The sequence below is a fragment of the Thermus thalpophilus genome (assembly GCF_022760915.1).
Classification (GTDB): Bacteria; Deinococcota; Deinococci; order Deinococcales; family Thermaceae; genus Thermus; species Thermus thalpophilus.
In genome coordinates this window covers 12,136-23,973 of the sequence record NZ_JAKTNS010000003.1, presented here as the reverse complement: position 1 = coordinate 23,973, position 11,838 = coordinate 12,136, and the positions used below count along the sequence as shown (strand labels likewise).

Genomic DNA, 11,838 nt, shown 5'->3' with positions numbered 1-11,838 from the left:
ACTATGAAGGGAAAACTTCTACTCGGCCTGTTGGTAGCCCTTGGGCTTGGGCTCGCCCAAAAGACCCTGGTCTTCGGGGCTAACGGGGAGCCGGTGAGCCTCGAGCCCGGCAACATCACCGACGGGATCTCCATCTACGTCCAGCGGCAGATCTACGACACCTTGGTGGACTTCAAGCCGGGCTCCACCGAGGTCACCGCCGGTCTGGCCACCAGCTGGTTCAGCTCCCAGGACGGCAAGGTCTGGACCTTCCGCCTGCGGCAAGGGGTGCGCTTCCAAGACGGCACCGAGCTCACCGCCGAGGCGGTGAAGTTCAACGTGGAGCGCTGGTGGGATCCCAAGAACCCCACCCGCATTGACGCCGCCGCCCGTTACGAGATCTGGCCCGAGCTCTTTGGCGGCTTCAAGGGCGACCCCGGCTCCTTGCTGAAGGAAGTCCAGGTGGTGGACAAGTACACCGTGCGCTTCGTCCTCACCCAACCCTTCCCCGCCTTCCCCGCCGCCATCGGCTCGGGGTACTTCGGCATCGCCAGCCCCGCCGCCATCCAGAAGGACGGGGCCAAGTACGGCTCCCCCACGGGGAGCGCCGTGGGCACCGGGCCTTTCCGGCTGGTGGAGTGGCGGCCCGGGGAGCAGATCGTCCTGGAGAAGAACCCCAACTACTGGAAGAAGGGCTTCCCCAAGGTGGACCGCGTGGTCTTCCGCGTGATCAAGGACCCCGCCGCCCGTCTTGCGGCCCTGAAGGCGGGAACCATTGATTTCACCACGGATATCCCCCCCGCCAACCTCAAGGACGTGGAGGGGGACAAGAACCTGGATGCGGTCTTCCGCCCCTCCTTCAACGTGGGCTACCTGGCGCTGAACCCGGCCCACAAACCCCTCTCCGATGCCCGGGTACGGCAGGCCATCGCCATGGCCATCAACAAAAAGGCCATCGTCCAGGCCTTCTGGGGCAAGCTAGGCCTCACGGACGGTCACTTCACCCCGCCTTCCATGAAGGCTTTCCAGTCCGCCAAGGTAAAGGACTACGAGTTCAACCCCCAAAAGGCCAAGGCCCTCTTGGCAGAGGCCGGTTACCCCAACGGGTTTGACCTAGAACTTTGGTACATGCCCGTCTCCCGCCCCTACTTCCCCACGCCCAAGGAAATCGCCGAGGCCATGGCCGCCGACCTTTCCGCCATCGGGATCCGGGTGAAACTCCAGACCAAGGACTGGGCCAGCTACCTGGCCGACCGCAAGCAGGCCCCGGGCTTCCAGGCGTACATGCTGGGTTGGACGGGGGACTACGGCGACCCGCAGAACTTCTACGACCCCCACTTCGCCTGCCCCATCGCCGACCTGTTTGACAGTACCGGCAAGCCCCTTTGCGTGAAGGAGCTGGGCGACCTCCTCACCAAGGCGGCCACCACGCCCAACCTGGAGGAGCGCAAGCGGCTTTACCAGCAAGCGGACGAACTCACCTTCAACCTGGCCCTGCGCATCCCCATCGTCCACTCCCAACCCCTCCTCGCCAAGCGGAAGAACATCGTGGGCTGGGTGCCGAGCCCCTTGGGCTCCGAGTCCTTTGAAAGCATAGAGAAGCGCTAAGCGCTTCGCTCCCGGGCCCCCTTCGGGGGGTCCGGGCTTTTTGAGGCGGAAAAATGTGGAGCTACATTGTCCGGCGCCTTCTGGGCCTTGTACCGGTTCTCTTTGGCATCACCCTTTTGGTCTTCCTCTTCCTCCAGCTCATCCCCGGGGACCCCGCCCAGGCCATCTTGGGGGAGCGGGGGACCCCGGAGCAGCTCGCCGCCCTGCGGGAAAAACTCGGGCTTAACCGGCCCCTCTACGTCCAGTACCTCACCTTCGTGCGCAACGTCCTCACCGGGGACCTGGGCACCAGCGCCGTGTCCACCATCCCCGTGGCCGAGGAGCTGAAGCGCCGGTGGCCCGCCACCTTTGAGCTGGCCTTGGCCGCCACCTTGGTGGCGGTGGTCCTCGGCATTCCCGTGGGCATCCTGGCGGCGGTGCGGAAGAATAGCCTTCTGGATACCCTTTCCATGAGCCTTTCCCTGGTGGGGGTGTCCATGCCCGTCTTCTGGCTCGGACTCTTGCTGGTCTACCTCTTCGCCGTGAACCTGCACTGGTTACCCACGGGGGGAAGGCTTTCCACCGACTTGGCCGTTGACTTCCGCCCCATCACGGGTTTTCTTCTCCTGGATGGTCTCCTCGCCCTAAAGCCCGGCGTCTTCCTGGACGCTTTAAAGCACCTCGTCCTCCCCGCCCTGACCCTAGGCACCATCCCCTTGGCCATTCTCACCCGCATCACCCGAAGCGCCATGCTGGAGGTGCTCTCCCAGGACTACGTGCGCACGGCTCGGGCCAAGGGGCTAGCCGAGCGGCAGGTGATCCTCAAGCACGCCCTCAAAAACGCCCTCCTCCCGGTGGTGACCATCATCGGTCTGCAGTTCGGCACCCTTTTGGGCGGGGCCATCCTCACGGAAACCATCTTCTCTTGGCCCGGCATCGGCTCGTACATCTATGAGGGCATCCTCAACCGCGACTACCCCGTGGTGCAAGCCGGGGTCCTCGTGGTCGCCACGGCCTTTGTCCTCGTCAACCTCCTGGTGGACCTCTCCTACGCCCTTTTGGACCCTCGCATCCAGTACCGGTGAAGCCATGGAAACCCCAACCCGTCAAGCCTTTCGCCGCTTTCTGAAGTCCCCTTCCGGCAAGGTGGGCCTCGGGCTCACCCTAGCCTTGGTCCTTTTGGCGCTTTTCGTTCCCCTCCTCCTCCCCTACGACCCCAGCACCGACCGGGACTACCTGAATCGGCTGAAACCGCCAAGCCTCGAGCACCCCTTCGGCACCGACCACCTGGGTCGGGACGTCTTCACCCGGGTGCTCCACGGAAGCCGCATCTCCTTACAGGTGGGGCTCGTCTCGGTGAGCATCGGCCTGGTTTTGGGAACCCTCTTGGGGCTTCTCGCCGGGTTTTATCGGGGCCGCACCGAGCTTTTCATCGGCTGGCTCGCTGACCTACTCCTGGCCTTCCCCGGAACCCTTTTGGCCATTGCCATCGTGGCGGTTTCGGGGCCCAGCCTGCAAAACGCCATGTTGGCCATCGGCATCGTCCAGGTGCCCATCTACATCCGCCTGGCCCGCTCCATGGTCCTCTCCCTAAGGGAACAGGACTTCGTGCAAGCCGCCTTCGCCTTGGGAGCGGGAAACGCGCGGATCCTCTTCCGCCACATCCTCCCCGGGAGCCTGCCGCCTTTAGTGGTCCAGGCCACGCTTTCCATCGGCACCGCCACCCTCGAGGCCGCCGCCTTGGGTTTCTTGGGCCTCGGGGCCCAGCCCCCGGCCCCGGAGTGGGGCGCCATGATCGCCGACAGCTTCAAGGGGGGCTACGCCATGAACGCCCCCTGGACCATGCTCTTCCCCGGCCTTTTCATCATGCTCACCGTGCTGGCCTTCAACCTCTTGGGCGACGGCCTCAGGGACGCCTTAGACCCCCGGAGCCGCTAAAGGAAGGCTTAAAAGTTCGGGGCTTTCCTCCGGGTATCATGGAGGCATGAGGAAAAGCCTTTTGCTCCTCCTTGTCCTGCCCCTCCTCGGGGCCTGCGAGGTGCTTCAGGGCTCGGGCTACCGGGTGGCCGAGGCCCAGCTCCTCTTCCCCGAGGCCACAGAGCGCTGGACCTACTTTTACGGGGAGCCCCGGGAGGTGCGCCTGGGGGAAAAGGTCCTCCGCCTGGAAAAGACCACCCGGGAAAGCCTCTGGGCGGTGCCAGGAGCGCTTTGGGTGGACGGGAACCCCCTCCTGCGGGAGGTGGGCCCGGCCTTGAGGCCCGTGGCCGAGGCGGTGCGGGGCGTAGGGGGGAGCCTGGTGGAGGTGCGGACCCAAACCGCCTTGCGGGCCACCTGGCTCTACGATGGGGTGGGCTGGGTGCGCCTCACGGGAGGCCTAAAGGAAGGGGAAAGGAGGAGCCTGGTCCAGCCCAGCACCTACCTCACCCCCGACCTTTACGCCTTCACCGGGGCGGAAACCCAGGTCCTCCTGCGGGAGGCCTTGGCCCGGAGGGGAGACCGGCAGGTGGTGCTCTTTGAGCTTGCCGAGCCCGTCCTCAAGCCCCTCGGCCTGGACCCGGCCCCCGATGGCTACCGGGTGGGGGCGCTTTTGGTCCAGTACGGGCTTAGGCTGGAGGTGGTGAGCCCCCCCGCCCCCCTTTACCGCATCCTGGACCGGGGCACCCAGGCCGCCTACCAGGACACGGAGGCCAAGGCCTTCCTGGCCAACGACCCCGCCCGCTTCGCCGAGGTCTGGAACCTCATCGTGGCCAACCGCCTCCCCCGCCCCCCCGCCCCCAGCGTGGACTTCCGCACGCGGAGCGTGGCCGCCTTCTTCTGGGGCCTGAAGCCCACCGGGGGGTATGGCCTCGAGGTGGCCGGGGTCACCTACGCCGGCGAGGCGGCCCGGGTGGTCCTGAACCCCACCTCCCCCAGGCCCGGGGCCATCGTCACCCAGGCCCTCACCAGTCCCTACGTTCTCCTGGAACTCCAGCGGGTGCGCCGCGTGGTCTTCGCCGACCCCTCGGGGCGGGTCTTGGCGGAGGCTAGGGAGTGAGCCGCCCCCTCAAAGCCCCCACCAGGTAGAGCGACCCCGTGCAGAGGAGGGGGAGGCCGTCCTCCTTGGCCGCCTCCACCCCGTGCCAAAGCGCCTCCCAAGGGTCTTCAAAGAAGGGGGCCCCCAACTCCGGCCCCAAGGCCCCTTCCCCCGCCCGGGCGTAGCGCACCGTGCGCGCCTTGGGGAGGAGGTGGGAGAGCATCCCCTTCACGTCCTTGCGGGGAAAGGCCCCGAAAAGAAGGTGGTAGGCGGAAAACTCCCGGGCTAAAGCCTCCGCCGCCGGGGGGTTGTGGGCCCCGTCCAGGTAGACCTCCACCCCTTCCAGGAGAAAGCGCTCCAGCCGCCCTGGGTTCCGGGCCTCCCGAAGCCCCTGGGCAATGGCCGCCTCGGGGAAGCCGAGAAGCCTCAAGGCGGCGGCGGCAAGCCGGGCGTTTTCCTCCTGGAAGGCACCCTTGAGCCCCGGGGAAGCGGGGAGGGCGAAGAGGGGGTCCAAGGGGTCCAGGACGTAAAGGGGCGCTCCCTTGGCCTGCGCCACCGCCCGGGCCACCTCCAGGCCCACCCCCCGGGCCCCCGTGACCACGGGCACCCCCTCCCGGAAGGCCCCCGCCTTGTCCCGGGCCACCGCCTCGAGGCTTCCCCCCAGGGCCTCCAGGTGGTCCTCCCCCACGTTGGTGAGCACGGTGAGGGCCACCCTGGCCAGGGCGTTGGTGGCGTCCTTCTCACCCCCTACCCCCGCCTCCACCGCCGCCAGGGCCACCCCCCTTTCCCGGAAGTGGTGGAAGGCCAAGGCGGTGGCCAGGTCAAAAAACCCCGGGGGTTCGGGCCAAGCCTCCCCCCTGGCCCAGGTCACGAAGCCCACCACCTCCTCCTCGGGGATGAGGCCCAAGTGGGTGCGGATCCTCTCCCGGAAGTCCAAAAGGTGGGGGCTGGTGTAGGCGCCGTGGGCCAAGCCCCGGGCCCGGAAGGCGGCCTCGAGGTAGGCCACCACGCTCCCCTTGCCGTTGGTGCCGAGGACGTGCACCGCTTGGAAGGCCCTTTCCGGGTGGCCTAGGCGCTCCAGAAGGGCCAAAACCCGCCCTACGCCCCGCTCCCCTTGGCGCCTCCTCGCGTAAAGCCAGTCCAACGCTTCCCGGTAGTCCATCACCCTTGAGCGTACTGGAGGCGGTAAAGCGTGGCGTAGTAGCCGCCCCGGGCGAGGAGGGCCTCGTGGGTCCCCTCCTCCACCAGCCGCCCCTTGCGGAAGACCAGGATGCGGTCCACCCTTCGGATGGTGGAGAGGCGGTGGGCGATGATGATGGAGGTCCTCCCCTCCATGGCCTTGTAGAGGGCCTCCTGCAAGCGCTTTTCCGTTTCCGAGTCCACGTTGGCCGTGGCCTCGTCCAGGATGAGGAGGATGTCGGGGCTGGCGAGGAGGGCCCGCACCAACGCCAGAAGCTGCTTCTCCCCCGTGGAAAGCCCCGCCCCCCTTTCCCCCACCTGGGTGTGGTAACCCTGGGGCAGGCGCAGGATGGCCTCGTGCACCCCCAGGAACTTGGCCACCTCCACCACCTTTTCCTCCGGGATCTCCTCCTGGAAGAGCCGGAGGTTGTCCAAAAGGGTGCCGGAGAAGAGGAAGGGATCCTGGAGGACGATGCCGATGTGCCGCCTGAGTTCCTCCTGGCGGTAGCGGCGCACGTCCTCCCCGTCCAGGAGGACCTGCCCCCTTTGCGGGTCGTAGAAGCGGGCGATGAGGCTCACCACGCTGGTCTTCCCCGCCCCCGTGGCCCCCACCAAGGCCACCTTCTCCCCCGGGCGGATGTGGAAGGAAACCCCCTTTAAGACCCAGTCCTCCTCCCTAGGCTCTACCCCCTTGGGGGTGTAGGCGAGCCAGACGTCCCGGAAGACCACCTCGCCCCGGAAGCGGTGGATGGGCTTGGGGTTTTCCGGGTCCTTAAGCTCCTCCTCCGTGTCCAAGACCCCGAAGATGCGCTCGGCGCTGGCCATGGCCCCCTGAAAGAGGTTGAACTTGTCGGAAAGGTCCTGCAGAGGCTGGAAAAGCTGCCTTGTGTAGTCCACGAAGGCCACCAGGAGGCCCAAGGAGGCCACCCCCCGCACCACCTCCCCCCCGCCCACGTAGAGGAGGCCCGCCACGGCCAGGTCCCCCAGAAAGCCCACCACGGGGAAGAAGAGGGCGAACCAGCGCACGATCTCCACCCAGGCCTGGAGGAGGTCGCGGCTTAAGCGGTCAAACTTCTCCTCCCGCTCCTTCTCCTTCACGAAGAGCTGAATGGTCTCCACCCCGGAGAGGTTTTCCTGCAAGGCGGCGTTCACCCGGGCCAGGCGCAGGCGCATCTCCCGGTAGGCGAAGCGCATGCCGTTCCGGACCCAGACCGTGACCCCGAGGAGGATGGGCACCACCAGGAGGACCACCAGGGTGAGCTTGGGGCTAAGGAAGAGCATGAAGCCGAGGAGCCCCAAGAAGGTGAAGAAGTCGGCGATCACCCCCACCAGCCCCCCGGTGATGAACTGGTTGATGGCGTCCACGTCCGAGGTGATGCGGGTCATGAGCCGGCCCACGGGGTTTCGGTCGTAAAAGCCCGGGTGGAGGCGCATGAGCTTGGCGAAAAGGGCGCTTCTGAGGTCAAAGAGAACCCGCTGCCCCACCCATTGAATGAGGTAGGTCTGCCCGTAGGTGGCGGCGAAGTTCACCCCCCGCACCAGCAAAAAGCCCAGGCTCACCCAAAGGAGGAGAGCGAAGCGCTCGGAAAGGGGCTTGGCCTCTTGGGGCACCAGGGCCCCGTCAATGGCCCACTTGAAGAAGAGGGGGGTGAGGGCGGCGGTGAGGGTGGTGAGGAGGAGGCAAAGGAGGGCCCAGGCCACCTGAAGGCGGTAGGGGCGGACGTAGGCCAGGATGCGGGCGAAGAGCACCCGGTCAAAGGCCTTGGTGTAGGCGTCCTCCTGGGTCATTCCCCCACCTCCTTTTCCATGCGCTGGATGCGGTCCAGCTCCGCGTAAATCCCCCCGGCCTCGAGGAGGCTTTCGTGGGTGCCCTCCTCCACGATCCTCCCCTCCTCCAGGACCACGATCCAGTCCGCATGGCGCAAGGTGGCGGTGCGGTGGGAGATGAGGAAGGTGGTCTGCTTGCCCAAAACCCCCTTGAGGCCCTCCAGGATTCTGGCCTCCGTCTCCGTGTCCACGGCGCTCAAGGCGTCGTCCAGGATGAGGATTTTGGGAAGCTTGGCCAAGGCCCGGGCCAGGGCCACCCGCTGCCTTTGCCCCCCGGAAAGGGTCACCCCCCGCTCCCCCAGGACCGTTTCATAGCCCTTGGGGAAGGAGAGGATCTCCTCGTGGATCCCGGCAAGCCGCGCCGCCCACTCCACCCGCTCCCGGTCCGGCTTGTCCAGCCCGAAGGCGATGTTCTCCAGGAGGGTTTCGCTGAAGAGGAAGGGCTCCTGGGGCGCCACGCCCACCGCCTTCCTGAGGGTGGCCAAGGGGATCCGCCGCACCTCGTACCCCCCCACGTACACCCTTCCCTCCGTGGGGTCTAAAAGCCTGGGCACCAAGGCCGCCATGAGGCTTTTCCCCGCCCCGGTGCGGCCGGTGATGCCCAGGGTCATGCCCTCGGGTACCGTGAGGGTGAGGTCCTTGAGGAGCCAGCGCCCCCCGAGCCGAAGCCCCACCCCCTCAAAGCGCACCTCCCCCGTGAGGTTCTCCACCTTGAGGGGCAAGGGGTCCTGGTCCTGGATGGCGGGCTCTTGGTCCAGAAGCTCCAAAAGCCTCCTTAGGCTGGTAAGGCCCCGCTGGTACATGGCCAGAACCCAGCCAAGCCCCAGGATGGGCCAGGTGAGCTGGGCCAGATAGGCGTTGAACTGCACCAACTCCCCCACGGAAAGCTCCCCTCGCACGACCATCCTGCCCCCCACCCAGAGCACCGTGAGGAAGGCGAAGCCCATAAGAAACCCCAAGAGGGCCTGCATGGGGCCTTCCACCCGGGCCAGGGCCAGGCTCTTTTGCATGTAAATCCGGTTCAGGTCCTGGAAACGGGCCAGCATCCGGCTTTCCAGGGCGTAGCCCTTCACCACCCGGATGCCGCTAAAGGCCTCCTGGCTTAAGGTGCTGATGGCGTCAAACGTTTCCTGGGCCTCGCGGTAGCGGCGGTCCACCAGGCGGAGCAGGTGGTACATGAAAAGGGCGATGGCGGGCAGGATCAGGGTGAGGTAGAAGGCGAGGCGAAGGTCCACGGTGTACATGGAGAAAAAGGCCAGGAGGACCAAAAAGGAAAGCCGGCTTCCCATCATGATGCCGGGCCCCACCATCTCCCGCACCGCGGAGAGGTCGGTGTTCAAGCGGTTCATGAGGTCCCCCACCCGGGTCTTCTGGTAGAAGGAGCGGTCCAGGCGGAGGAGGTGGTGGAAGAGATCGTTCCGCAGGTCGTACTCCACCCGGCGGCTCGCCACCACCGCCAATCGGCGCATGAAGTAGGAAAGCAGGGCGGTAAGCCCCGCCGAGGCAAAAAGCAAGAGGGCGTAGCGCCCATAGGGGCCGCCGTGCCCCAAAGCATCCACGGCCAGGCGCAAAAAATAGGGCCCCAGGACGGAGAAAAAGATGGAAAGAAGCCCCAAGAGAACACCCAGGGCATACCGGAAGCGGTAGGGGTACAGGTAGGAAAAAAGGCGGCGCAAGGAGGGAGCTGACCGACCGGTCATGCCCTTGAGTCTACCGCAAAAGCCCCACCCCTTTTTAGGGCGGGGAACACCTAAGCCCCCATCTCCGCCTTGAGGGCGCTTAAGCTTTCCGTCCAGTCCTCCCCCAGGGTGACGAGGCGGTGGGGCTTGGCCAGCCTGCGGGCCGCGCGGCGCAAGAGGCCCGGGATGGGGGGGCAGGCGTAGGAAACCACCAGAAGAAGGCCCTTCACCCGGCCCAGGCGGTGGAGGTAGTGAACCATGCCCACAAGCTCCTTGTCCGTGGGGAGGTCCATGGGAAGGAGCTTATCCCCCTCCTCCCGGAGTTTTTCCGGGGGCAGGTCGGGGAAGAAGGGCAGGAGGTCCACCGCCGCCAAGGCGTTCCGCACCGCTTCCCGGAAGCCCTCGTCCTCCAGGAGGTAGGGCTGGGCCACCACCCCCACGCTCCCCGGGGGGGACTTGAGGGGAGGGGGGGGCTTGAGGAGGCTTTTGGCCCGGTCCAAGGCCCGGCCCACCAGCATGGGGTTTTGCGTGAGGATCTGGCCCACCTCCCCGGCGCGGCCCAAGACCTTGGGCGAAAGCTCCGCCGGCACCTTGAGCACGGGGGGAAGCCCGGGGAAGTAGCGGAGGAGGGTAGCCTCCAGGTCCAAAAGCCACGGGCACTGCCCCCCGCCCTTTTCCGACTCCACCCCGCCCTGGAGGTCGGGGAGGAGGAGGTAGTCCACGCCCTGGGCCTTCAGGGCCTCCACCTGGGCCAGAAGCCCCTGGACGGGAAGGCAGTAGGGCTGGCGCAGGTCGGGGGCCACCTCGGCCCGCACCACCTCCACCCCCAGCGCCTCCAAGTACGCCTCCCAGAACCCCAGGTACCGCCGGGAGAGGAAGCCTAACAGGACGCCCACGCGCATACGCCCTATCCTACGCCAAGGGCCTTGAGAAAGGCGAGGAGAGCGGTGCGCCCCTCCCAAAGGCTTTGGGGCAGGACCCACTCCTCCCGGGTGTGGGCCCCGCCCCCCCGGTACACGCCAAGGGCCAAGGCGGGGATGCCCTGTTCGATGGCGGCGCTGGCGTCGGTGGAGCCGGGCTGGAAAAGGGGCCTTTCCCCGATGGCGGCCAAGGCCTCCTCCGCCGCCCGCAACAGCCCCGAGGTGGCGGTGGCACCCGCGGGCCTTTGGCCGAGCTCCTCCCAGGAAAGCTCCACCCGGTGGCGTTGGGCTGCCTCCACCACCAGGGCCTGCACCTTCTGCGCCACGCTTCGCAACAGAAAAGGATCGGGGGAGCGCACCTCTAAAAGGGCCTCCGCCTCCTCGGGGATGGCGTTCACCGCCTCGCCCCCCTTGAGGCCGCTGGCGTTCAGGCTGGCCTCGAGGCCCGCCACCAAAGGGGGAAGCCCCGCCAAGGCCTCCGCCAGGGCGAAGACCGGGGTTGGGCTCCCCCGGTCCCCCCAGGCGTGCCCCCCGGGGCCAAAGAACCGGACCCTAAGGCGCACCGAGCCCAAGGCCCGGTCCACCACCCCGGGCAGGTAGCCGTCCACCGCCACCACCACCTCGGGCCGCAAGGCCGCCACCAGGGCCCGGGCCCCCTTGAGGTTCCCCAGGCCCTCCTCCCCCACGGTGAAGCCCCGCACCACCCCGGGGAGGGAGGGAAGGGAAAGGAGGACCGCCACACCCGCCGAGTTGTCCCCCACCCCAGGGCCATAAAGCCGCTCCCCCACCCGTTTGGGGGAAACCGGGGTCAAAACGGTGTCCAGGTGGGCGAGAAGGAGGACCCTCCCCTCCCCCGCCCACACGTTCCCCACCCCGTCCCGCTGCGCCCCGGGGAGGTGGCGGGCCACATAGGCCCCCCGCGCCTCCTCCCCCACCAAGGGGGCAAGCTCCAAGAGGTGGCGCACCGGGTCCACTACTCTTCGGGCTCGGGCTGGGCGAGCCCCTCGCGGATGGCGTAAAGGGCCGCCTGGGTGCGGTTGTTCAGGTGGAGCTTCTGGAAGATCTCGGAAAGGCGGTTGCGCACCGTTTTCTCGGAAAGGCCGAGCTCGGCGGCGATCTCCAGGTTGGTGTAGCCCTGGGCCACCAGCTTGAGGATCTGCACCTCCCGCTCGGAAAGCTCGGCGTGCAAGGGGGCCTGGGCCTCCTTTTTGGCCCGGAAGTCCTGGATGATACGCCCGGCAAGCTCCGCATCCAAAAGCACCTCGCCGGCGTGCACCCGGCGGATGGCCTCAATGAGCTCCTGCGCGTCCGTGTCCTTTAGCAGGTAGCCCCGGGCCCCCGCCTTCACCGCCTCAAACACGTAGGCGTCCTGGCGGTACATGGTGAGGATGATGACCTTGGCCTCGGGCCACTCCTTGAGGATGGCCTGGGTGGCCTGGACCCCATCCAGGCCCGGCATCTGGATGTCCATGAGGATCACGTCCGGCTTGGCCTCGAGGGCATGCCGCATGGCCTCCCAGCCATCCTTGGCCTCCCCCACCACCCGGAAATCCCCTTCCGCCTCCAAGAGGCTCTTGAGCCCTTGGCGGAAGAGGGCGTGGTCGTCCGCTAGCAGTACCCGGATCACCCCTTCATCTTATCCCGGGCCTTCTGC

10 protein-coding genes are annotated in these 11,838 nt (G+C 67.1%); 4 read left to right on the top strand and 6 right to left on the bottom strand.

All coding sequences use genetic code 11. The features are described from left to right. Nucleotides 1-3 precede the first annotated feature (3 nt). Genes L0D17_RS02095 through L0D17_RS02080 form a run of 4 tightly spaced genes read left to right on the top strand, consistent with a single transcriptional unit; the run spans nt 4 to nt 4,600 of the window. Nucleotides 4-1,587: an ABC transporter substrate-binding protein gene (locus L0D17_RS02095; protein WP_243093693.1), complete on the top strand. Its 1,584-nt coding sequence runs from the start codon at nt 4-6 to the stop codon at nt 1,585-1,587. A gap of 53 nt (nt 1,588-1,640) precedes the next feature. Next, complete coding sequence (locus tag L0D17_RS02090) at nt 1,641-2,651, top strand: ABC transporter permease (protein WP_243093692.1); 1,011 nt, start codon at nt 1,641-1,643, stop codon at nt 2,649-2,651. Nucleotides 2,652-2,655: 4 nt separating this feature from the next. Then, the gene (locus tag L0D17_RS02085) at nt 2,656-3,504 is read left to right on the top strand and encodes an ABC transporter permease (RefSeq protein ID WP_243093691.1); all 849 of its coding nucleotides are present in this window, start codon (nt 2,656-2,658) and stop codon (nt 3,502-3,504) included. 46 nt (nt 3,505-3,550) lie between these two features. Next, nucleotides 3,551-4,600, top strand: coding sequence for a protease complex subunit PrcB family protein (locus tag L0D17_RS02080; protein WP_243093690.1), 1,050 nt, complete (start codon nt 3,551-3,553; stop codon nt 4,598-4,600). Here the strand turns inward: L0D17_RS02080 and L0D17_RS02075 are convergent. From L0D17_RS02075 to L0D17_RS02050, 6 genes are read right to left on the bottom strand one after another with little or no spacing between them, the layout of a single operon-like run. Beyond that, nucleotides 4,590-5,741: a bifunctional folylpolyglutamate synthase/dihydrofolate synthase gene (locus tag L0D17_RS02075; RefSeq protein WP_341474670.1), complete on the bottom strand. Its 1,152-nt coding sequence runs from the start codon at nt 5,739-5,741 to the stop codon at nt 4,590-4,592. The two genes, L0D17_RS02080 and L0D17_RS02075, sit on opposite strands and share 11 nt — an antisense overlap. Continuing rightward, on the bottom strand, nt 5,741-7,546 hold the full coding sequence (locus L0D17_RS02070) for an ABC transporter ATP-binding protein (RefSeq protein WP_243093689.1): 1,806 nt from the start codon (nt 7,544-7,546) through the stop codon (nt 5,741-5,743). Before L0D17_RS02070 ends, L0D17_RS02075 begins: the two co-directional genes overlap by 1 nt. Continuing rightward, nucleotides 7,543-9,285, bottom strand: a complete 1,743-nt coding sequence (locus L0D17_RS02065; RefSeq protein ID WP_243093688.1) for an ABC transporter ATP-binding protein — start codon at nt 9,283-9,285, stop codon at nt 7,543-7,545. Before L0D17_RS02065 ends, L0D17_RS02070 begins: the two co-directional genes overlap by 4 nt. 50 nt (nt 9,286-9,335) lie before the next feature. Then, the gene (locus L0D17_RS02060; protein WP_243093687.1) at nt 9,336-10,166 is read right to left on the bottom strand and encodes a hypothetical protein; all 831 of its coding nucleotides are present in this window, start codon (nt 10,164-10,166) and stop codon (nt 9,336-9,338) included. Between the two features lie 5 nt (nt 10,167-10,171). Then, nucleotides 10,172-11,158 carry a M20/M25/M40 family metallo-hydrolase gene (locus L0D17_RS02055; protein WP_243093686.1) on the bottom strand — a complete coding sequence of 329 codons (987 nt, stop codon included), beginning with the start codon at nt 11,156-11,158 and terminating at the stop codon, nt 10,172-10,174. Further along, nucleotides 11,158-11,811: a response regulator gene (locus L0D17_RS02050; protein WP_071676677.1), complete on the bottom strand. Its 654-nt coding sequence runs from the start codon at nt 11,809-11,811 to the stop codon at nt 11,158-11,160. The genes L0D17_RS02055 and L0D17_RS02050 overlap by 1 nt, the downstream gene beginning before the upstream one ends. Nucleotides 11,812-11,838: the final 27 nt, after the last annotated feature.